General features: G+C 71.3%; 19 protein-coding genes and 2 pseudogenes. 7 read left to right on the forward strand and 14 right to left on the reverse strand.

The window, feature by feature from the left end:
* Positions 1-116: 116 nt before the first annotated feature.
* Positions 117-691, reverse strand: a pseudogene (locus tag QFZ76_RS34065) (DUF3291 domain-containing protein).
* Between the two features lie 168 nt (positions 692-859).
* Between QFZ76_RS34065 and QFZ76_RS34070 the strand changes: the two are divergent.
* The gene (locus tag QFZ76_RS34070) at positions 860-2,836 is read left to right on the forward strand and encodes a nitrate- and nitrite sensing domain-containing protein (protein WP_307677279.1); all 1,977 of its coding nucleotides are present in this window, start codon (positions 860-862) and stop codon (positions 2,834-2,836) included.
* A gap of 14 nt (positions 2,837-2,850) precedes the next feature.
* Here the strand turns inward: QFZ76_RS34070 and QFZ76_RS34075 are convergent, their stop codons facing one another.
* The 6 genes from QFZ76_RS34075 to QFZ76_RS34100 form a co-directional block, all read right to left on the reverse strand.
* Positions 2,851-4,326, reverse strand: coding sequence for a penicillin-binding protein 2 (locus QFZ76_RS34075; RefSeq protein ID WP_307677280.1), 1,476 nt, complete (start codon positions 4,324-4,326; stop codon positions 2,851-2,853).
* Positions 4,323-5,684, reverse strand: a complete 1,362-nt coding sequence (locus tag QFZ76_RS34080; RefSeq protein ID WP_307677281.1) for an FtsW/RodA/SpoVE family cell cycle protein — start codon at positions 5,682-5,684, stop codon at positions 4,323-4,325. Before QFZ76_RS34080 ends, QFZ76_RS34075 begins: the two co-directional genes overlap by 4 nt.
* A gap of 43 nt (positions 5,685-5,727) precedes the next feature.
* Complete coding sequence (locus QFZ76_RS34085) at positions 5,728-6,138, reverse strand: SH3 domain-containing protein (RefSeq protein WP_307677282.1); 411 nt, start codon at positions 6,136-6,138, stop codon at positions 5,728-5,730.
* A 161-nt stretch (positions 6,139-6,299) separates the two neighbouring features.
* The gene (locus QFZ76_RS34090) at positions 6,300-7,535 is read right to left on the reverse strand and encodes a HAMP domain-containing sensor histidine kinase (protein ID WP_307677283.1); all 1,236 of its coding nucleotides are present in this window, start codon (positions 7,533-7,535) and stop codon (positions 6,300-6,302) included.
* A complete protein-coding gene (locus QFZ76_RS34095) occupies positions 7,532-8,305 on the reverse strand; it encodes a hypothetical protein (RefSeq protein WP_307677284.1) in 774 nt (257 codons plus the stop codon). Before QFZ76_RS34095 ends, QFZ76_RS34090 begins: the two co-directional genes overlap by 4 nt.
* A gap of 76 nt (positions 8,306-8,381) precedes the next feature.
* Positions 8,382-8,888 (reverse strand): dual specificity protein phosphatase family protein, encoded by a 507-nt coding sequence (locus QFZ76_RS34100; protein WP_266433838.1) that lies wholly within the window; start codon positions 8,886-8,888, stop codon positions 8,382-8,384.
* A gap of 136 nt (positions 8,889-9,024) precedes the next feature.
* On the opposite strand from QFZ76_RS34100, the gene QFZ76_RS34105 reads away from it, so the two are divergent.
* Positions 9,025-9,828 carry a nuclease-related domain-containing protein gene (locus QFZ76_RS34105; protein ID WP_307677285.1) on the forward strand — a complete coding sequence of 268 codons (804 nt, stop codon included), beginning with the start codon at positions 9,025-9,027 and terminating at the stop codon, positions 9,826-9,828.
* 99 nt (positions 9,829-9,927) lie between these two features.
* On the opposite strand, the gene ligD is transcribed toward QFZ76_RS34105, so the two are convergent.
* Positions 9,928-10,809, reverse strand: coding sequence for a non-homologous end-joining DNA ligase (ligD, locus tag QFZ76_RS34110; RefSeq protein ID WP_307677286.1), 882 nt, complete (start codon positions 10,807-10,809; stop codon positions 9,928-9,930).
* Between the two features lie 63 nt (positions 10,810-10,872).
* Between ligD and QFZ76_RS34115 the strand changes: the two genes are divergently transcribed.
* A complete protein-coding gene (locus QFZ76_RS34115; protein ID WP_307677287.1) occupies positions 10,873-11,922 on the forward strand; it encodes a Ku protein in 1,050 nt (349 codons plus the stop codon).
* 81 nt (positions 11,923-12,003) lie between these two features.
* Here the strand turns inward: QFZ76_RS34115 and QFZ76_RS34120 are convergent.
* Positions 12,004-13,263: pseudogene (locus QFZ76_RS34120) on the reverse strand (beta-ketoacyl synthase); the annotation flags it as partial.
* 359 nt (positions 13,264-13,622) lie between these two features.
* On the opposite strand from QFZ76_RS34120, the gene QFZ76_RS34125 reads away from it, so the two are divergent.
* Positions 13,623-16,004 carry an endonuclease/exonuclease/phosphatase family protein gene (locus tag QFZ76_RS34125; RefSeq protein ID WP_307680213.1) on the forward strand — a complete coding sequence of 794 codons (2,382 nt, stop codon included), beginning with the start codon at positions 13,623-13,625 and terminating at the stop codon, positions 16,002-16,004.
* 68 nt (positions 16,005-16,072) lie between these two features.
* Here QFZ76_RS34125 and QFZ76_RS34130 read toward each other — a convergent pair whose 3' ends face one another.
* Entirely contained in the window at positions 16,073-17,515 is a 1,443-nt protein-coding gene (locus QFZ76_RS34130) for an acyltransferase (protein ID WP_307677288.1), read from the reverse strand.
* Between the two features lie 92 nt (positions 17,516-17,607).
* Positions 17,608-18,108, reverse strand: a complete 501-nt coding sequence (locus QFZ76_RS34135) for a peptidylprolyl isomerase (RefSeq protein ID WP_307677289.1) — start codon at positions 18,106-18,108, stop codon at positions 17,608-17,610.
* 136 nt (positions 18,109-18,244) lie between these two features.
* On the opposite strand from QFZ76_RS34135, the gene QFZ76_RS34140 reads away from it, so the two are divergent.
* Positions 18,245-18,463, forward strand: a complete 219-nt coding sequence (locus QFZ76_RS34140; protein WP_307677290.1) for a hypothetical protein — start codon at positions 18,245-18,247, stop codon at positions 18,461-18,463.
* A gap of 44 nt (positions 18,464-18,507) precedes the next feature.
* Here the strand turns inward: QFZ76_RS34140 and QFZ76_RS34145 are convergent, their stop codons facing one another.
* Positions 18,508-18,978 carry a hypothetical protein gene (locus tag QFZ76_RS34145; RefSeq protein WP_307677291.1) on the reverse strand — a complete coding sequence of 157 codons (471 nt, stop codon included), beginning with the start codon at positions 18,976-18,978 and terminating at the stop codon, positions 18,508-18,510.
* Between the two features lie 295 nt (positions 18,979-19,273).
* Here QFZ76_RS34145 and QFZ76_RS34150 point away from each other — a divergent pair, with 295 nt between their 5' ends.
* Together QFZ76_RS34150 and QFZ76_RS34155 are read left to right on the forward strand one after the other, a co-directional pair.
* Complete coding sequence (locus QFZ76_RS34150; RefSeq protein WP_307677292.1) at positions 19,274-19,705, forward strand: NfeD family protein; 432 nt, start codon at positions 19,274-19,276, stop codon at positions 19,703-19,705.
* A 4-nt stretch (positions 19,706-19,709) separates the two neighbouring features.
* Entirely contained in the window at positions 19,710-20,762 is a 1,053-nt protein-coding gene (locus tag QFZ76_RS34155) for an SPFH domain-containing protein (RefSeq protein ID WP_307677293.1), read from the forward strand.
* A gap of 140 nt (positions 20,763-20,902) precedes the next feature.
* Here the strand turns inward: QFZ76_RS34155 and QFZ76_RS34160 are convergent, their stop codons facing one another.
* A complete protein-coding gene (locus tag QFZ76_RS34160) occupies positions 20,903-21,316 on the reverse strand; it encodes a type II toxin-antitoxin system VapC family toxin (protein ID WP_307677294.1) in 414 nt (137 codons plus the stop codon).
* Complete coding sequence (locus tag QFZ76_RS34165) at positions 21,313-21,576, reverse strand: CopG family transcriptional regulator (protein ID WP_307677295.1); 264 nt, start codon at positions 21,574-21,576, stop codon at positions 21,313-21,315. Before QFZ76_RS34165 ends, QFZ76_RS34160 begins: the two co-directional genes overlap by 4 nt.
* Between the last annotated feature and the right edge of the window lie 200 nt (positions 21,577-21,776).

Raw genomic sequence — 21,776 nt, forward strand, 5'->3', positions numbered from 1 at the left:
GGTCACGTCATCGTCCGAGTGTTATGAGACTGCTTGTCAGCAAGCCCGTCAATCCCTCTCGCACGACTTGTTGACTCGGCGTCTACATGCGGGCACGGCCGGGTTCGAGACCACGCCTACGCCGAGCACCCCAGCCCCTCGGGAACCTCCCCGGCCACCGGCTCCACCGCCCACGAAACCGCCCCCGAAACCGCCGCCGCGTCCGCCCCCGCCGGGAACGACTTCCGCAGAGTGAAGGCGTACGGCGTCGGCCCGTTGGCCCGCAGGTGCAGCAGACGGGCCTCCGCCTCCGCGATGGTCGGGCGGTGGCCCGCCGGGACCCACCACAGGGCCGTCATCACCTCCGCCACGCGCTCGAACCTCCCCCACTGCCTGAACGGCGTGGGGGCACCCCCACGTTGCGGCGGGACAGCATCTCGCGGTGGCGGCCCTGGTACATGAAGGCCGTCAGCACGTTCGGGTCGCGCCACACCGTCAAGTTGATGATCAGCCAGTCGTCGTCGAAGACGCGGAGGTCCGTCGCGTCGCCGGAGTCGCTCTGCAGGCGCCAGACGTAACCGTCGGCGGCCTCGGCATCGGCGTTGACGGGGTCGAGGGCGTCGACGAAGGCCTTCAACTGCGGTGAATCCAGCGGGGCTTTGAGCCGGGAGATGTTGACCTGGGCGAGTTCGAACGCGGCGGGTGTCGTCATGGAGCCGGACGATAGGTCGGGAGAGTGTCGACGGCCCAGGGCCTGTCTCATCAGATGGGCATTGTCCGTCTTTCACAGCCCGGTCACCGCCCGGGTGAGTACCTGTGCACCGACGGCTTACGCCCCAGAAACCGCCTTCTGACCTGCGCGCCCGTAGCCTCACGGGGCATGACGGGGAACGTATCGACCACCCAGCGTTCGACCACCCACCGTTCGAGCGGAACAAGGTTGTCCGCCCTTCCGGGCTGGAACTCCATCCGCGGTCGCATGGCCATCGTCCTGGCCGTGCCGACCTGCCTGCTGCTCGCCCTCATCGGAATCGGCGCCGCCGACCGCGCCGCCGACTGGTCCGCCGCCCGCGCGACCGAGGGGCACGTCGGCGTCCTGCTGCGCGTGCAGGACCTGGTGCGCGAGGTGCAGCGTGAACGCGGGCTGAGCAGCGGGCTGTTGGGCGGGGCCGAGGAGTACCGGGACGACGTACGCACGCAGCGGGACCGTACCGACGCCGCCCGGGACGAGCTGCGGACGGCGCTGGACGACCGGCGCGGCGACCTGCCCGGCGCCACCGTCTCCGCTCTCGTCGCCGCCGAAGTGCCCCTCGCCGCCCTCACCTCCGTCCGCGCGGACGTCGACGACGGCACCGCCGGCCGCACCTCCACCCTGACCGCCTACACCAAGGCCGTCACCGCTCTGGTCGACGCGGAGTCGGCCGGCGCGCCCGACGGCGACAGCCGTGTCGCCCAAGGCGTGCGGGCCCTTCAGTCGCTGGCGCGGGCCACCGAGGCCGTCGCCCTCGAACGCGGCTCCCTCAACGGCGTGTTCGCCGCCGGGCGCTTCCGCTCCGGCGAATACCTCGACTTCACCGAGCTCCGCGCCACCCGGGTCGCCGCGCTCGGCCAGTTCCGCCAACTCGCGGGCGAGGGCCAGGAATCCGCGCTCGACGACGCCTTCGCGACCGCGGCCGCCCGCCGCGTCACCGGGTACGAGGGGCAGGCCGAGCGCGGTGCCGACGGCTCCGCGCTGTCCGTCGCCCCGGCCCGCTGGTGGGCCGACATGACCACCCTCGTGGACGATCTGCACGGGGTGCAGAAACAGGTCGGCGACGACGTGCGCGCCCACGGCGAGGAGACCGGGGACGCGGCCACCCGGCAGCTCGTCGGCTTCCTCGCCCTCGGCGCGCTGATCCTCGCCGTGGCCACCGCGCTCGCCCTCTTCTCGGCCCGCTCCATCACCCGCCCCCTGGGCGCCCTGGCCGACGAGGCGGACGTGGTGGCCGGCGCGGGGCTGCCCGCCGCCGTGCGGCGCATCCAGGAGGCCGACCCCGACGCCCCGCTCCCGCCGGAGTTCGAGAAACCCGAACTCCCGGGCGCCGCACGGGAGATCACCCGGCTGGCCGCGGCCCTGCGCAACGTCGAGCGGACCGCCGTCGACCTCGCCGCCGAACAGGCCGTGCTGCGCCGCAACAGCACCGAGTCCCTGACCAGCCTGGGCCGCCGCAACCAGGCGCTGCTCAACCGCCAGCTCGGTCTGATCACCACCCTGGAGAGCCAGGAACTCGACCCGGAGGCCCTCGCCGAGCTCTTCGAACTCGACCATCTGGCCACCCGGATGCGGCGCAACGCCGAGTCCCTGCTCGTGCTGGCCGGCGCGGAGGCACCGGCCCGGGTCTGGCGGGGCACGGTCGCCGTCCACGAGGTCGTGCAGTCGGCCGTCGCCGAGGTGGAGCAGTACCAGCGCGTCGCCGTCACCGACGTCCAGCCCTGTCAGGTGCGCGGTCACTGCGTCGCCGAACTCTCCCACCTGCTCGCCGAATTGGTGGAGAACGCCCTGATGTTCAGCCCGCCCAAGAAGCCCGTCGAGGTCTACGGCTGGCAGGACGGCGCCGAGTACTGCCTCGCCGTCGTCGACCGGGGCATCGGCATGACCGCCGCCCGGATGGCCGAGGCCAACGCGCTGCTGTCCGGCCGCGGCTCCTTCCTCAAGGCCCCCACCCGCTTCCTCGGCCACCACGTGGTCGGCGCCCTGGCCGCCCGCCTCGGTGCCCACGTCGAACTCCGCCCGACCCAGGGCTCGGGGGTGACGGCGTACGTGGCCCTGCCGAGCGCGCTGGTCCAGGAGGTGTCGAGGGCGACGGCCACCCGCTGAGTTGCCGGGGCGCGTCAACCTCCGCTCTTCGAACCGGGGTTCAGCACCGCCTCCATCACTGACCGGGCGATCGGCGCCGCGTCCCCGCCCCCGCTGATCTCCCCCCGGTCCGCCTCCGCGTCCTCCACCACCACCGCGACCGCCACCTTCGCCTCCATGTCACGCTCGCCCTGCGCCCAGGAGACGAACCAGGCGTACGGCGTGCCGGCGTTGCCGATGCCGTGCTGGGCGGTGCCGGTCTTGCCGCCGACGGTGGCGCCGGGGATGGCGGCGTTGGTGCCGGTGCCCTCCGTGACCACCTCTGTCATCAGCTCCTTCAGCCGGGCGGCGGTCGCCGGGTACATCGCCTGCCGGGCGGGAAGCGAGCCGGCCGTCGACACCGTGGCGCCGCCCGCCCGGATGATCCGCTCCACCAGGTACGGCTGCCGCAGCTGCCCGTTGTTGGCGACGGCCGCCGAGACCATCGCCATCTGCAGGGGCGTCGCCCGCGTGTTGTACTGCCCGATCGACGACAGCGCCAGCTGCGCCCTGTCCAGCGAGGAGTCGAAGGTGCTCTGCGCCACCGAGAAGGGAATCCTGAGCGCCCTGTCGTTGAAGCCGAAGGCCCGCGCGGTGGCCGCCATGTCGTCGACGCCCACGTCCACCCCGAGCTTCGCGAACACCGTGTTGCACGACCACTTGAACGCCTCCCGCACCGAGAGGTCCTCACAGCCGTCCGACGCGTTCGTCAGGCTCGTCGTCGTCCCGGGCAGCCGGTAGGGCACCGGCGAGTCGGTCGGCGCGTCGAGGTCCGTGACGACGCCCGCGTCCAGCGCCGCCGCCGCGGTCACGACCTTGAAGGTCGAGCCCGGCGGATACGTCTGCCGTACCGCCCGGTTCAGCATCGGTTTGTCCGCGTCGCCGTTCAGCCGCGCCCAGGACCGGCCGACCGTCGCGTCGTTACCGGAGAGCGCCGCCGGGTTGTACGACGGCGTCGACACCAGCGCCAGGATCCGCCCGCTCGACGGCTCGATCGCGGCCACCGCGCCCTTGCGCCCGCGCAGTCCGTCGTACGCCGCACGCTGCGCGGCCCGGTCGAGGGTGGTCACCACGTCACCGCCCAAGGGCCGGGAGCGCGTGAAGTCGTTCCACAGCGGGAACCCCGACAGCATCGGATCCGTGCCGGACAGGACGTCGTCCTCGGAGTGCTCAAGGAAGGTCGTCCCGTACTCCTGCGAGGCGAAGCCGGTGACGGGCGCGTACAACGGCCCGTCCGCATACGTCCGTTCATAGCGGAGCTGCTCGCGGGTGTCCCGGGATCCGGTCACCGGTGCCCCGTCGACCAGGATGTCGCCGCGCGGCTGGCCGTAACGGGCGATGCTGTTGCGGCGGTTGGCCGGGTTGTCGTCGTAGGAGCCGGCCTGGACGACCTGGATGCGGGTGGCGTTCACCAGGAGCGCCACGAGCAGCAGGGCGCAGAAGCAGGCGGCGTGCCGGATGTGGCGGGTCACGGACCCACCTCCCCGTCGTACTGGCTGCGGGCCGAGTCGCTCACCCGGATCAGCAGCGCCACGATCGCCCAGTTGGTGACGACCGACGAACCTCCCTGGGCGAGGAACGGCATCGCCATGCCGGTCAGCGGGATCAGGCCCGTCACCCCGCCCGCGATCACGAACACCTGGAGCGCCACGATCGAGGAGAGCCCGACCGCGAGCAGCCGCCCGAAGGGGTCGCGCAGGGCGAGTCCGGCCCGGTAGCCGCGCTCCACCAGGAGGGCGTACAGGAGGATGATCGCGGAGATGCCCGCCAGGCCGAGCTCCTCGCCCGCCGTGGCCAGGATGAAGTCCGACTTGGCGGCGAAGCCGATGAGGATGGAGTGGCCGAGGCCGAGGCCGGTGCCGAGCATGCCGCCGGCCGCGAAGGAGAAGAGCGACTGGGCCAGCTGGTTCGGACCCTGGCCCGCCTCGATCGACGCGAACGGATGCAGCCAGTCCTCGACCCTGTTGTGCACGTGCGGCTCCAGCCAGCCCACCGCGACCGCGCCCAGCGAGGCCAGCAGCAGGCCGACGGCGATCCAGCCGGTGCGGCCGGTGGCGACGTACAACAGGACGACGAACAGGCCGAAGAACAGCAGCGAGGTACCGAGATCCCGCTCCAGGACCAGCACGCCCACGCTCAGCAGCCAGACGGCGACGATCGGGCCGAGGACCCGGCCGGTGGGGAGCTGGAGCCGCCAGACACGGCGTCCTGCGTAGGCCAGTGCGTTGCGGTTGGCCGCCAGGTACGCGGCGAAGAACACCGCGAGCAGCACTTTCGCGAACTCCCCCGGCTGGATGGAGAACCCGGCGACCCGGATCCAGATGCGGGCGCCGTTCACGGACGGGAAGAAGATCGGCAGGATCAGCAGGGCCATCGCGGCCGCGACGGACACGTAGGCGTAGCGCTGGAGGACGCGGTGGTCGCGCAGGAGCAGCACGACCACGATGAAGAGGGCGATCCCGAGCGTGGACCACACGAGTTGGGTGGGTGCCGCCCGGTCGCCGGGCGTCTCCAGGTCGAGCCGGTAGATCAGGACCAGGCCCACGCCGTTGAGCAGGACGCCGATCGGCAGCAGCAGGGGATCGGCGTACGGGGCGCGCAGGCGTACCGCGATGTGCGCGAGCAGCGCGAGCACGCCGAGCCCGGCACCGTATCCCGCGGCGCCGGGCGGAACGGTGCCGTTCTTGGCGAGGCCGACGTCGCAGTAGCCGTACACGGACAGCAGGACGGCGAGGACGATGAGGGCCAGTTCGATGCCACGGCGCCGGGGGAGGCGTACGGCGGGAGCGGGCGCGTCCGCCTCTACGACGGTGGTGCCGGCGTTGGTCATGTCCGGAACCTACCCAAATAGGGCTTCTTGTTCGCCTCCCGCATCAGCACCAGCGGGGCGCGGGCCCGATGTTGTCGATGAAGCGGGCCGGCCCCCAGGCCCAGGTGCCGTCCGCGATCTGGTACCAGAGGGGGTTCCCGTGCACCGACGGGCCTCCGACCTTGCAGAAGATGTTCAGGATCTCCCCGCGACTGGCGTACCGGATGACCTGTGAGCCACGGGTCGGGGCGCTGCGCAGGGCCAGCGAGTCGGTGGTGACGACGCCCTGGTAGAAGCGCTGGTCGTTGTTCTGGTGCTGCCCGTCCCAGTCGTTGCTGCTCTGACTCTGCCCCCACCCGTCATTGCCCGGGGTCTGCCCCCAGTCGTCGTTCGCGACGGCGGGTGTGATGGTGGCGGCAGTGGCGAGGAGGGCGCCGGCGGCGACGGCTATGGCGCAGCGGGATCGCAGGGACATGGGGGTACCTCCATGAATGGGGGTGAAGCTGACTAATCGCCACATTAGGAGGGGGTGCCTGCTGTCGCCCGTCACGCTGGTCCATAGGAGCGCCCTGAAGGGGCGCGGGGCTGTGACATGGTGCGGCTCCGCCGTCCCGAGCTCTCCCCCGAACCCGCCCCCTAACGCAACGTCAGCGTCGCAACCGCCCCACCATCCGCTGCATTGTCAAAGACCAGCCGCGCCCCCAAAACCTCCGCCTGCCCCACCGCGATGGTCAACCCCAGCCCGTGCCCCTTGGAAACCCCCTCCGTACGGAACCGCTGCGGCCCGTGCTCGACCAGATACTCCGGATACCCGTCCCCGTGATCCCGCACCGTCACCACAGGCCCGTCCACCGTCAGCGTCACCGGTCCCCGCCCGTGCCGATGCGCGTTCGCGACGAGATTCCCCAGCACCCGCTCCAGCCGCCGCCGATCCGTCTCCACGGCGACATCCCGTACGACGACGACCTCCGTGTCCGTCCCCGACGCCCGCACCACCCGCTCGGCCAGCGCGGCCAACGGCTCCCGCTCCAGCTCCAGCCGCTCCCGCCCGGTGTCGAGGCGGGAGATCTCCAGCAGGTCCTCGGTGAGTGTGCGCAGCGCCGCCACCCGGTCCCGGACCAGCTCGGTCGGCCGGCTCGCCGGCAGCAGCTCGGCCGCCGCGTGCAGGCCGGTCAGCGGGGTGCGCAGCTCGTGGGCCACGTCCGCGGTGAACCGCTGCTCGGCGAGGAGCTTGCCCTGGAGGGACGCGGCCATGGAGTCGAGCGCGGCGGAGACCGCGGCCACTTCGTCCTCGGGGCGCGTCGGATCCTTCGTGCGGGGGTCGTCGACGCGGGCGTCCAGGTCGCCGGCGGTGATCCGCCGGGCGACCTGCGCGGTGCTGTGCAGCCGCCGCGTCACCCGGGTGACGGCGAACGCGCCGACCAGCAGCGTCGCCCCGATCGCCAGCGCCGACGACCACACGATCGCCCGGTCGAGGCCGTCGATGGTCCGCTCGCCCTGGGAGTAGTCGACCTCCACGGCCAGCGCCCGGCCGCCGTCGACCGGTCCCGCCGCCCACATCGTGGGGCGCCCACGGTGCTCGCCGACCATCGTGCCGCGCTCCCCGGCCGCGGCCAGCGCCCGCAGCGGCTCGGGCAGGCCCGGGGGATCGACGCCGACACCTCGCTCCGGCGAGTCCCCGGCCTTGAACGCCGCCGTGGCCTCCGTCAGCCGGTCCAGCGCGAGGTCACGGGCCTGGCCGACGGTCTGGTTCGTCACCGACACGTGCACGAGGACGCCGAGCAGCGCGGCCAGCGCGCAGCACATCACGGTGATGAAGACGGCGGCCTTCACGGCGAGCGTGCCGGCCCAGCGGGGAAGCGCGAGCCTCATCGGCCACTCGCGGACGGCGAGCCGGAGGGGGAGGCGGAGACGGACGGGGAGGCAGACGGGGAGGCAGACGGGGACGCGGAGGGGCGCGGCGTCTTCGTGTGCGAGCCGCTCCGCAGCATCTCGTCGTGGGTGAGCAGCATCGCCTTCTGCTGCCGGTCCCAGGTCCACTGGAGCCGGTACTCGTACCCCGCCACCTCGGACGGCGAGCGGATGATCACGGACCGCCCGGCCAGCTCGACCCCGTTCACGGCGTCCTCCCAGGCCATGACCTTCACGAGCCGGTGCTTGTCGACCGTGTAGACGCGAACGGCCGTCAGCTTCTCGGGCAGCTGCCGGAAGCCCAGCGTCAGCTCCTCGCGCCCGTCGCCGGTCAGGTCCCGGTAGTACGGCTGGAGGACGGGGCACCCGCCCTTCCCCGCACCCTCGCCGCAGTCGGCCATCCGGCGGGAGGTCTCGTGGTACGGCGCACCGGAGCCGTAGTCGCCCGGACTCGCCGCGATCTCCTTCCGCACGATCGCGACCGGGTCCGCCTCGCGGATGTCGTCGCCGGGTACGGCGACGCCCTTGACGACCTCGGTGTTCACCTCGCCGATGACGAAGGCCGGACTCGACACCGGCGGCAGGCTCGGCCACAGCCGCTCCGGGCTGATCGCGGTCGAGGTCGGGCCCGCGCCGTGCAGCCCGCCCGTGTCGCCGCAGCCCGCGAGCGCCGCCAGGGCCGCCGACAGCAGGGCGACGGTGGTGGCGGCGCGGAGCGGGGTGGGGAGCACGCCGTACACCCTATTCGGCGGGAAGTCCTTTTTACGCGCCGGTCGGCCGTGCCCGCCCACGGCCGCGAAGAAACGATTACTCGGCGAGCTCCTCAAGCAGCCGTGCCGTCGGCAGCCCCGCTTGCAGGTACTCGACGAACAGCTCGTTGTGCAGGGCCCAGGGCGAGCGGCGGGACCGGATCAGCCGGATCGCCTCCTCCGTGGAGTGCCCCTGGCGGACCAGGGCGTGCGCGACGACCAGCCCCGAACGGTTGTAGCCGTGGTAACAGCGGACGAGGACCTTGCGGCCCTCGTCCAGCGCGTCGCACGCGGCCCGTGCCAGCCGTATCACGCCCGCCAGTTGCGTGCCGTCCAGCGGTCCGTCGGGAATCGGCCACACATGGTGCTCGACGCCCGCGTCCGGACCGTGCCCCGGCAGCCTCAACAACGTCTGTACGAGATCGAACTCGTCCCGCACGACGGCGAACCCGACCTGCCCGGAGCGGGCCCTGAACTCGTGCCCGCCCATCCACAGCCCGGGCACGACCTCGTTCCACGCATCCTCCGGAGCGGGCACATCGGCCTGCTTCCTGCGCGTCCGCAACGGCGCCTCCCCAAGCCCCCGCCAACTCACCCATAGGTACCCGGGTCAACTCCCCTTCAAAGGTGACCGGCAAAGCCAACCGGCTTCTTGCCCCTGGAGCACCCGGCCTGTTCCCATGGTCGTGGGGTGATGGTGCATGAGCGGACTGCGCGTCGTGCCGACCTGGCGCCACGGCCAGGAGCGGCTGTACGTCTGCCTCACGGACGGCAGGAACATCGCCTGGTACGACCGTGAGGCATCCCGGGTCAACCTGCTGAGCGAGGACCGCAGACAGGACGTCCTCGACGCCCTCGGGCCCTTCCTGACCGGACCGGTGGCCATCGGCCCGCCCCCGGTACCGACCCCCGCGGAACTGGCCCGGCTGTCCCTCCACCCGGACGACGACCTGGCACCCAACCGCCCCGGCGAGGCGCTCCAGATCGCCCTGGACCGGGACCCCGGCCCCGCCCGCCGGCTCCGCCCCGACCCCCGCCGCCGGGCCCTCGCGGCCGAGCAGGCGGTGGGGGAGGCCCTGGACCGGCTCGACGGCGCCGGCTGGCACACCCTGCACTCGGTCCCGCTGCCCGGCGGCGACCACGTCCACCACCTGCTGATCGGCCCCGGCGGGCTCTTCGCGGTGCACACCCTGTACGCCCGCAAGCAGCGGGTCACGGTCGCCGACCCCATGGTCACGCTGGGCCGCCGCGAACCCCGCCCGCTGCTGCGCCGCGTCCGCGCCGACGCCGACCGCGCCTCCTACGCCCTGACCGCCGAGGTCCACCCGGTCCTGGCCCTCGTCGGCCCCACCGACGTCCAGGTCACCGCCCCGCCGCGCGAGGCCCGGATCGTGACGGACACGGACGTCGAGGGACTGGCCAGGCTCGGCGGCGTCCTCAAACCGGCGGACGTGGAGGCGCTGCACGCGATGGCGCGGGACCGGCGGACGTGGGTGCGGGTGTGATCGCTGCGGGGAGGGGCGCGAGCGGTGGTCCTGGGTCGGGTGGGCGCCTCGGGCCGCGATGCTGCTGCTTCTCGTGATGCGATCCCCGAGAGGGGATGCTCACGGCAGCGATCCCGCCGCGTCCGCGTCGAGGAGCGGGGCCAGCAGATCGCCGTAGTCCTGCACGCGCGGCGCGATGTCCGGGGCCTGGAACGCCAGTTGGTCGGGCGCCCCGCACTCCTCCACCTCGACCCAGGTCACCGGCGCCGACACGAACGGCCGCGCCCGGGCCCGCAGGGTGTAGGGCGTGGCCGTGGTCTTGCGTGCGGCGTTCTGGCTCCAGTCGACGAACACCTTCCCGGGCCGCAGGCTCCGCGTCATACGGTGTACGACCAGCCGGGGCATCGCCTTCTCCGCCTCGACGGCCAGCTGTTTGGCGTAGTCGGAGGCGGCGTCGGAGGAGACCGGCCGCAGGGCCGCCAGCAGGTGCAGCCCCTTCGAGCCGGCGGTCTTCGCGTACGCCTCGATGCCATCCGCCGCGAGCCGTTCGCGCAGCCAGAGCGCGACCTCGCAGCACTCGACGATGCTCGCCGGCGTCCCGGGGTCGAGGTCGAAGACCAGCCGGTCGGCCTCGCCGGGCGCGTCGACGACCCACTGGTGGGTGTGGAACTCGGTGACCAGGTTCGCCGCCCACATCAGGCTCGGCAGGTCCTGCACCAGCACCATCCGGGCCGGCCCCTCCGACCTGGGCACCTCGGCGGTGGTGACCCAGTCGGGCGTACCGGGCGGCACGTTCTTGGCGAAGAAGACCTGCCCGTCGGGGCCGTCCGGGTAGCGCAGGAAGGACACGGGCCGATCCCGCAGATGGGGCAGCAGGACCTCGGCGGTGGTCGCGTAGTAGTGCAGCACCTCGCCCTTGGTGAACCCGGTCGCGGGATACAGCACCTTCTCCAGGTTGCTGAGCGCGAGCCTTCGCCCCTCCACCTCTGTGATCGGCGTCATACGATGAGAATCCCAGAGATTCCGTAGTAAAGACTGACAAGACCCCGCGATCCGATCGAAAGGGTGCTGCACGTGCGATCCATATGGAACGGCGCCATCTCGTTCGGCCTGGTCAGCATCCCGATCAAGCTGGTGAACGCCACCGAGAGCCACTCGATCTCCTTCCGCCAGATCCATACGGAGGACATGGGCCGCATCCGCTACCGCAAGGTCTGCGAGCTGGAGGACCGCGAGGTCAGCACGGCGGAGATCGGCAAGGGCTACGAGGACGCGGACGGCACGATCATCCCGATCACGGACGACGACCTCGCCCACCTGCCGCTCCCCACGGCCAAGACCATCGAGATCGTCGCGTTCGTGCCGGCCGACCGGATCGACCCGCTCCAGATGGACGCCGCGTACTACCTCGCGGCGGGCGGCGCCCCGGCCGCCAAGCCGTACACCCTGCTGCGCGAGGCCCTCAAGCGCAGCCAGAAGGTCGCCATCGCCAAGTTCGCGCTCCGCGGCCGCGAACGCCTCGGCATGCTGCGCGTGGTCGGCGACGCCATCGCCCTGCACGGCCTCCTCTGGCCGGACGAGGTCCGCGCTCCCGAGGGCCTCGCCCCCGACACCAAGGTCACCGTCAACGACAAGGAACTCGACCTCGCCGACGCCCTGATGGACACCCTCGGCGAGATCGACCTCGAAGACCTCCACGACGAGTACCGCGAGGCCCTGGAGGAGGTCGTCGCCGCGAAGGCCGCCGGCGAGGCCCCGCCCGAGGCGCCCGAACCGGCGAAGACCGGCAAGGTCCTCGACCTGATGGCGGCGCTGGAGAAGAGCGTGAAGGCGGCGAAGGAGTCGCGCGGCGAGGAGGGCGAGGCCGAGGCCGAGGTCAGACAGATGCCGGCCCGGAAGTCGGCGCGGTCGACCCCCAAGCAGGCGGGCGGCAAGAAGTCCACGTCCACGGCGAAGAAGACGCCCGCGAAGAAGACACCCGCGGCCAAGAAGTCCACCGCCAAGTCGACCCAGGGAACGAAGAAGACGACGACGGCGAAGAGCACGACGACGAAGAAGACCGCGGCGAAGAAGACGGCAGCGAAGAAGACGACGTCACGCAAACGTACGGCGTGACGTGCAGGTTCCGGTGGGTCGGCTGCGGCTGATGCGGACCTGACGCGCCGTTCCCCGGTCTTGCCTGCCACGCCCCCGGCCCTACGCCCCCCGCCCCACCCTCCGCAGAGCCAGCACCGCGTTGTGCCCCCCGAACCCGAACGAGTTGCTCAACGCCAGGTCCCCGTCCTCCGGCAGCGCCCGCGGAGCGCCGGTCACCACGTCCAGCCCGATCGCCTCGTCCACCTCCTCGCACCCCACGGTCGGCGGTACCACCCCGTGATGCAGCGTCAGTACCGTGGCCAGCGCCTCGACGCCGCCCGCGGCCCCCTGCAGATGACCGAGGTGCCCCTTGAGCGCGGTGACCGGCACGGACCGTGTCCCGAGCACCGCCCGCACCGCGCCCGCCTCGGCGAGATCGCCGTCAACCGTGGCTGTCGCGTGCGCGTTGACATGGACGACGTCGACGACACGGCCCCCGGCATCCCGCAGCGCTCGCCGCAGCGCGAGCGCGACCCCGCTGCCGGAGGGATCGGGCGCGGCCATGTGATGAGCGTCGGCGGAGAGTCCCCATCCGGCGGCCTCGCAGTAGATCCGCGCCCCGCGGGCCAGCGCGTGCTCCTCGGCCTCGAGTAGCAGCACCCCGGCACCCTCCCCGTTGACGAACCCGTCGCGGTCCTTGGCGAACGGCCGGGACGGCGAGGCCCCGTCCACGAGCCCCCGCGTGGACAGCGCCCGCATCGCGGCGAAGGACGCCATGATCGCCGGGGTGACGACGGCTTCCGCCCCGCCCGCGAGGGAGACGTCGACATGGCCGTACCGTATGCGGTCGACGGCCTGCCCGATCGCCTCGGTGCCGGACGCGCACGCGGCCGTCACGGTGCGGGCCTCGCCGGTGATGTGCAGGTCGAGCGAGACCTGGGAGGCGGCCTGCGAGGGCACGGTCATCGGTGTGGTGAGCGGCGAGACGGCGCGCGGCCCCTTGTCCCGCAGCGCGCGGTCACCGCCGACGAGCACGGACGCGTCCCCGAGGATCGCGCCGAGACTCACCCCCACCCGCTCGGGATCGAGCCCGCTCTCCCGCGTGCCGCCCGCCACGAGCCCGGCGTCGGCCCAGGCCTCCCGCGCGGCGAGTACGGCGAACTGGGCGGCCCGGTTCATCCGCCGGGCCACCGGCCGGGGCAGCAGCCCGGCCGGATCGACGGGCACGGTACCGGCCACCCGCACCGGCAGCCCGTCGAACTCGGCGTCCGTCAACTCCCTTATCCCGTGCCGTCCTTCGAGCAGCCCCCGCCACAGCTCGCCGACCCCGACGCCCAGCGGCGTGACGGCCCCGAGCCCGGTGACGACGACCCGCCGCGGCATGTCCGTGCGCACAGAGGTCATGGTTGAAAGGTAAACCGCGCCCGGTTCTCAACTGCCCCAAAAGGGACGGTTGTTCAGCGTGGGCCTCCTCACGCCCCAACCCTGCCCCGGTCATCCACCGAACTCTCACCCGCATGTTTCCGGGATTTAACGCAAGACCCCTTGGTGGATCCCTTTCTACGCGCGTAACTTGAGCCGACTCCCCACGGGCAATGGTTCAAGCTCCGTCCTCGGACGGCGCGTTGATGTCCGTACGTGCACGAGGTACGTACGCGAGGTACGAGGAGACCGCCAGCGTGTCCAGACCCGCAGGAAGCAGACCCCGCGCGCGCCGCGCCGCCTACCCGATCATCTCCGTGGGCGCGGCGGGCGCACTCGCCTTCACCGCCCTCCCCGCCGCGTTCGCCGCACCCTCGGCCACCGCGGTGATCGCCGAGGTGTACGGCGGCGGAGGCAACTCGGGGGCGACCCTGACCCGCGACTTCGTCGAGCTCGCCAACGCCGGCGCCGCGGCCTACGACCTGTCGGGCTACAGCGTGCAGTACCTGCCAGGATCGCCGTCCGCCACCTCCCAGTGGCAGGTGACCGCACTCACCGGCGCCCTCGCCCCCGGCGCCCGCTACCTCGTCGCCGAGGCCGCCGGCACGGGCGGCACCACGGCACTCCCCACCGCCGACGCGACCGGCTCCATCGCGATGAGCGCCACCTCCGGCACCATCGCCCTGGTCTCCGGCACCACCGCCCTGGCCTGCAAGACCGCCGCGGACTGCGCGGCCGACCCCCGGATCGTCGACCTGGCGGGCTACGGCAGCGCGCTCGTCCGCGAGGGCGGCGGCCCGGCCACCGGCGCCTCCAACACGGCCTCCGTCGCGAGGGCCGCGGCCCTGACCGACACCGACGACAACGCCACGGACTTCACCGCCGGCACCCCGTCACCGGTCAACTCGGCGGGCGAGACCCCCGGTTCGGGCGACGGAGGCGGCGGCGACGGCGGCGGCTCCACCGACCCCGGCACGGTCCGCGTCCACGACATCCAGGGCACCACCCGCGTCTCCCCGTACGCCGGACAGACGGTCACCCGCGTGCCCGGCATCGTCACCGGCGTCCGTACGAGCGGCTCGAAGGGCTACTGGATCCAGGACCCGCAGGCCGACACCGACCCGCGCACCAGCGAGGGCGTCCTCGTCTACACCGGCTCGGCGACCCCCACCGTGGCGGTCGGCGACTCGGTCCTCGTCACCGGCAAGGTCACCGAGTACTACCCGAGCAGCACCACCCAGTCGCTCACCGAGATCACGGCCCCCACCACCGTCGTCCTCTCCAGCGGCAACGCGCTCCCCGCCGCCGCCACCCTGGACGCCACGACGGTCCCCGACGCCTACATACCGACCGCGGCCGGCGGCAGCATCGACACCCTCCCGCTCGAACCGGCCGCCTACGCCCAGGACTTCTACGAGTCCCTGGAAGGCATGCGGGCCACGCTCGCCGACGCGCGCGTCGTGGGCGCGACCGACGCGTACGACGAGCTGTGGGTCACGGTGAAGCCCGAGGAGAGCACGACGGCCCGCGGCGGCGCCCTTTACTCCTCCTACGACCAGCCCAACACGGGCCGTATGAAGGTCGCGTCGCTGGACACCACCACCGCCTTCCCCGCGGCGGACGTCGGCGACGAACTCTCCGGCACGACCACCGGCCCCCTCGACTACTCCACTTTCGGCGGCTACATCCTCCAGGCCACCCAGCTCGGCACCCTGGTGGACAACGGCCTGAAGCAGGAAGTGACCCGTCGCCACAAGGGCGGCGAGCTCGCGGTCGCCACGTACAACGTCGAGAACCTCGACGCCCTCGACGACCAGCAGAAGTTCGACCGCCTCGCCCAGGGCGTCGCGGTCAACCTCAAGTCGCCCGACATCGTGGCCCTGGAGGAGATCCAGGACGACAACGGCGCCGTGAACGACGGCACCGTCACCGCCGAGGCCACCCTGACCAGGTTCACCGACGCCATCCGCGCGGCCGGCGGCCCCCGCTACTCCTGGCGCTACGTCGCCCCCGAGAACAACCAGGACGGCGGCGAACCCGGCGGCAACATCCGCCAGGTCTTCCTCTACAACCCCAAGCGCGTCTCCTTCACGGACCGCGCGGGCGGCGACGCCACGACCGCGACGAGCGTGGTGAAGACGAGAATGGGCGCCCGGCTCACGTACTCCCCGGGCCGCATCGCCCCGGCCGGCGACGCCTGGGACAACAGCCGCAAGCCGTTGGTGGGCGAGTTCACCTTCCAGGGTGAGCCGGTCTTCATCATCGCCAACCACTTCACGTCCAAGGGCGGCGACCAGCCCCTCCACGGCCGCTACCAGCCGCCGGCCCGCAGCTCGGAGACCCAGCGCGCGGCCCAGGCGACGGAGGTCAACACCTTCGTCAAGTCCCTCCTGGCGGCCGACAAGAACGCCAAGGCGGTGGTCCTGGGCGACCTCAACGACTACGAGTTCTCCCGGACGATGACCACGCTCACGGCCGGAAACGTCCTGACCCCCCTGATCAGCACCCTCCCCGCCAACGAGCGCTACACCTACGTGTACGACGGCAACTCCCAGACCCTGGACCACATCCTGACGAGCCCGGCCGTCACGTCGTACGACTACGACGTCGTCCACATCAACGCGGAGTTCGCGGACCAGGCGAGCGACCACGACCCGCAGATCGTGCGGATCGATGTGGCGAGGTGCGGCAGGCACTGAGTGCCAGATGCCGAGGGGGCGGGACGACGTACGCCCATCCCGCCCCCCTCTGATGATGGGAACCGGTGTCAGGCGGCTTCCTCCAAGGTGCCCTCGGAACCCTTGGAGCCCTCGGAACCCTTGGAGCCCTCGGAACCCTTGGAGCCCTCGGAGCCCTTGGAGCCCTCGGGGCTCTCGGAGTTTGTCGCGTCGCCGCGCCCGCGCACCGTCACCAGCGCGACGCCCACCGCAAGCCCCAGCGCGGGCAGCACGGGGAACCGCCCCTCGTACGCGAACCCCTGCGCGGCGAACCGGGTCAGCGCGGCCACGCTCAGGGCGAGCCCGAGCCAGAGAGCCCAGGGACGCCCTGTCCCACCCCGCTCGTACAGAACACCCAGCCCGCGCTCCAACGGCCGAAGAGCCACCACAACCCCGACCAGCACGACCCCGAGGACGACCAGCCAGGGCACCCGCAGTGCCCACCACCCCGCGGACCCGTAGCCGGGCTGGGGCGCGAGCCCGGTGAGATAGAAGGCGGCGGCGACAACGAGTACAGGCAGCATGTGCCAGAGATAGAGCGTCATGCTGACCCCGCCGAGGGGCCGTACGGCCCGCCACACCCGCTCCCGCCCCAGAAGCCGCCGCAGGCCCGGAGCGAGGAGAAGAGCGAGCCCCACCTGCGCCACGGTCCAGGCCAGCATGGCGGCGGACGGCGGATTGGTGTTGCTGGGCTCCTGCCCGGTGACGAGGATCAGGCTGACCGGAAAGGGCCCGAGCCCGACGAGCACGGCGAAGGCGCCCCCGCCACCGACGACCATGGCGGCGGCCACCCACGGCTTCCCGTTGCCGTTCCCGTTGCCGTTCCCGTTCCCGGTCCTGGTCCCGTTCCCGGGTCCGCCGGTCAGCCCGCCGTCCCGCCAGCAGAAGCCGAGCTGGTAGGCGACGCCCCAGACGAGGACGTAGTTGAGGAGCCCGACGTACGGCAGGTGCGCGGTGAGCACCAGGGCGTCGGCGGCGAGGGCGACGAGCCCCATGACGACGGGGACGAGGAGCCCCCAGCGCAGATGCGCCGCGTACAGCAGGGGCGTCAGGGCACTGAGCAGCAGGTAGACGGGCAGAAACCAGAACTGCATGGCCATGGCCCAGCCCACCAGGGCGAGGGTCCCCGGATCCACCCCGACGGCAGAGCAGACGGCTACGGCGACCAGCACCAGCCCGCTGTAGACACCGGTCGGCAGCAGCAGCCGCACGGCCCGCCGCCTCACCCATTCGGCCGTACCGCCCCCGGCGCGTGACCAGGAGCCGCCCGCCGCGTACCCGCCGGCCAGGAAGAACAGTGGCATGACCTGGAAGAAGAGGGTCAGCCACTGGGTCCAGGGAAGGGTCGCCAGCAGCTCAGGCGCGAAGATCTCCCCGCCGGGCCCGCGAACCAGCCCGGTGATCAGCCAGTGCCCGAACACGACGAGGACGATGGCCCAGGCCCGCAGGAAGTCGACGTACCGATCCCGGCTGCTGCGATTCGCACGACTCATACGACGTCATGCTGCCGTGGGCACGGCACGGTCACGGCGAAAAGCCCACGCCGCAACCATTCCGTGCCCGGTACGACACCACCCTGACCGGGTCAGTCCAGAACCTTGGCGCCCTCGATGATGATGGGCTGGGTCGGAACGTCCCCGTGCCCACGGCTGCTGCCGGTCCGGACCTTCTTCATCGAGTCGACGACGTCCTGCCCCTCGGCCACCCGGCCGAAGACGGTGTAACCCCAGCCGTTCGGGGTCTTCGCCGTGTAGTTGAGGAAGTCGTTGTCCGAGACGTTCACGAAGAACTGGGCGGTCGCGGAGTGCGGGGCACTGGTCCGCGCCATCGCCACGGTGTAGGCGACGTTCTTCAGCCCGTTGTCGGCCTCGTTCGGCACCGGCGCCATGGTCGGCTTCTGCACCATGTCCGCGGTGAAGCCACCGCCCTGGACCATGAAGCCGTCGATCACACGGTGGAAGATCGTGCCGTCGTAGTGCCCGTTGCGGACGTACGTCAGGAAGTTCTCGACGGTCTTCGGAGCCTCGGCGTCGTTGAGCTCGAGGACGATACGCCCGAAGTTGGTGGCCAGCTCGACCCTTGACATGGGAATGGTCCTTTTCTGACGGGGCTTGACCGAGGAATGGTGTCACACGGCTGACACATCCCCGAGGCCGACGCCCCATGGTCCCTGCCGACGCTCCCTGCTGCGCGCGGACCCGGTTCCGGCGCATGCTGGACACATGGACGTACGCCCCCCTGTGGTTGTGCTTCCGCCGGAGGCGGACGGCGGACGGCGAGTCACGATCGACGACGAACGCATGGGCACCGCCTACAGCCTGTTCGACGTGCTCGACTTCATGCACCGCGCGGGCCTCCCCGCCGAGGACCGGGCCGTCGACGACCCCGAACTGATCGAGTGGCGCGGTGGCGGACCGTACGTATGGAGCAACACACCGTAGTAACTTTCTGTGCCCATCGCCCGGTGCCCATCACCCATCACCCATCACCCGGTCTTACCGCCCCACCGTGTATCGACCCGCGCCCACTCCGCGTCCCACTGCCCCCGGCGCCACCGATCGAGCCCCGCCCGTACGGCGTAAGCGCCGCCGGTCACGGCCCCACCGGTGACCAAGGCACACAGCACACCCGAGAGAACCCCCTGAAGCCGGGCCTCCTCGGGCGACACGGGCTTCGACACCACCGCGCCTCGCTGGTCCGTCCACACGGCGACCCGGGCCCCGGCCGTGGCGTCCTCCGGCCGCACCTTGACCAGACCGGTCTGCCGCGAGCCGTCCGGAGTGGCCCAGCGCGCCTTGGCCCACACCCGTTCGTCCCCGGCGGCCGCCGCGTGCGCCACTTTGTCCCGAGCGTCCTCGACGAGCACGGCGGTAACGGCCCGGCGCTCGACCCGCTGCCGATCAAGATCCCGCTCCACGGCACCCTGCGCGACCAGCCCCACCAGAATCCCTCCCACCAGGGCCAGCACCCAAGCGGCAAGCAGTACCCAAGCCTCGACGACATCACTGCCACGCCGCAGCGGATTACGCCGCCACCGCCACAACCACACCTTCGAACGCCGCGTCCTCACTACCACGGGCCGACACCCCCTTGCCTGCGCCGACGCACTCTGTCCCAGCTATTCCAGTGTCTGCCTGGAATCGGTTCGGGGCGCGTTGGTGTATGGCGAGGGGTATCGCGGCTGTCCCTTGTCGGGGTCCAATGGTGAGAGTCAAGCCCTTCGCACCCGCGCCGGTCAGAAGAGGCACGCAATGGATCCATGGCTGATCTGGTTGATCATCGCAGCCGTATTGGCTGTGGCGGAGATCTTCACGCTTACTGCTGCACTCGGATTGCTGAGTGCAGCCGCACTGGTCACGGCGGGGTCCGCCGCGCTAGGGCTGCCGCTGCCCTTCCAGTTCCTGGTGTTCACCGTCGTCGCCACAGTCACCGTGGTGTTCGTGCGCCCCATTGCGCTGCGCCACGTGCGCGGACCCCAGACGGAGCGATTCGGCATAGACGCACTGATCGGCAGGGCTGCCTATGTGGTGTCGGAGGTGACGGGCCGGGGCGGCAGGGTCCGTATCGACGGCGAGGAATGGACGGCCCGCGCGTACGACGAGACGCTGGTGATTCCTCCAGGAACGACTGTCGACGTCATGGAGATCAGCGGCGCCACCGCGATCGTCTACCCCCGGGACTGAAACCATGGAAACCTCGGCGTTCTTGATTGCCGGCCTGATCGTCGCGCTGATCGCGGTTTTCACCGTGGTGCGGGCGGTCCGTATCGTTCCCCAGGCACGTGCGCGTAATGTCGAGCGACTCGGCCGCTATCACCGGACCCTGAATCCCGGCCTCAGCCTCGTCATCCCGTACATCGACCGAGTTCATCCAGTAATCGATCTACGGGAACAGGTCGTCTCCTTCAAACCGCAGCCGGTCATCACCGAGGACAATCTGGTCGTCGAGATCGACACCGTCCTGTACTTCCAGGTCACTGACCCGCGAGCGGCTTTCTACGAGATCGCGAATTTCCTCCAGGCGGTCGAACAGCTCACCGTCACCACCCTGCGCAACGTCGTGGGATCCATGGACCTGGAAAAGACCCTCACCTCACGGGACACCATCAACAGCCAACTCCGTGGCGTGCTGGACGAGGCCACCGGCAAGTGGGGGCTGAGGGTCAACCGGGTGGAGATCAAGGCTATCGATCCCCCGCAGTCCATCAAGGACGCGATGCAGAAGCAGATGCGAGCCGAGCGGGACAAGCGCGCCGCGATCCTCGGGGCCGAAGGCCAACGCCAGTCGCAGATCCTCACCGCCGAAGGCGACAAGCAGGCCGCCGTCCTGCGCGCGGAAGGCAACCGGACCGCTGCGATCCTCCAGGCCGAGGGCCAGTCCCGGGCCATCGACGAGGTCTTCCAGGCCGTACACCGCAACGATCCGGACCCCAAGCTCCTCGCCTACCAGTACCTCCAGACCCTGCCCCAACTCGCGCAAGGCCCCGGCAACAACTTCTGGGTCATCCCCAGCGAGATCACCTCAGCACTCCAGGGCATGTCCCGCGCCTTCACCGACGTCCTGCCCCAGTCGCCGGCCACCCGCGAAAGGCCCCCGGACGACATGGCCGCCCAGGCAGCCAACGACAAGGCCCAGGCAGAAGAAGCCGCAGCCGCAGCCCTCGCCGACGCAGCCAAGGCGGAGGGCACCACCCCCGACACCGTCCCGCCCCGCACGCTCGCTGACGGCGGGGGGCAGTGACCGGACATCAGCCATGTTCGAGAACGACAAGAATCCGGTCCACACGGCTCCGAAGGGCGTCGGATTCCCGCCCGACGACGAGGTTTCACCAGGCCAGCGGCCTAGCTGGTGGATTGCGAGGCCGCCGGAAAGCGTCGTGGTCAAACCTTGATGACGGTGACACGTCCACCGCACATTGCGGTGAGATCCTCCGGGTCGGAGGTGAGAACGGTGACGGGGGCGGGGGCGGCGAGGGCGGTGGCGCTGAGCATGGCGTCGATGGCGTACTTGTGGCCGTGCAAGCCGGCGCCATGGAGGAGGGCGGCCGCGTGGCGGGCGACGGGCTCGGTGACCGGTTCGACGACAAGGCGGGAGAGCGTCCACTCCAGGGCCGGTCGGTTGATCCGAGGATGGACCACCTCGACAAGCGTTGCCGCGGAGGTGATCACCCGCAGGTCGTCGGCGCGGGCGAGGGCGAGCCAGCCGGTGACGGCGCGGTCGCGCAGCACGGCCTTGGCCAGGCCCTCGCTGTCGAGGACCAGGGTGCCGCCGGGGACGGCGGGGGAGCGGGTCATGCGGCGCTTGTCCCGCCTTGCGTCTGCTGCCGGCGGGCCTGGTGGAGCTGATCGCGGAGAGCCTGGATCTCCTCGTCGGTGACGGGTCCGTGCTCGGCCTCGGCAACCTGGATGACTTCGTTGAGGTTGTCGCGTTCGATCTGACGGGCCACGGCGGCGGCTACATAGGCGGACAATCCGGAGGGGCCACTGCGGGCCTTGGCCGCTTCCGCGATGTCACGCGGCATAGTGATCGAATACTTGCCGGTGGGCTCGGTCATGCTACCTATCCTACCTCCTGTCTTCCTGGTCGCCGGGTGGCTCGGCGGAGAGCTTCGCCGTATGACTCGGCCGCCTATGCAGGGCGCCGCTTTCGAGGCACTGGCCCCGGCTCCTCCGGACGGGCTGCGGTAATGACCCCCTGAGCGCGCCGATGCGAACGCACAAAAAGGGCACTGACCTGCATTTCTGCAGTTCAGCG

It is taken from the genome of Streptomyces sp. V4I2 (genome assembly GCF_030817655.1).
Lineage (GTDB): Bacteria > Actinomycetota > Actinomycetes > Streptomycetales > Streptomycetaceae > Streptomyces > Streptomyces plumbiresistens.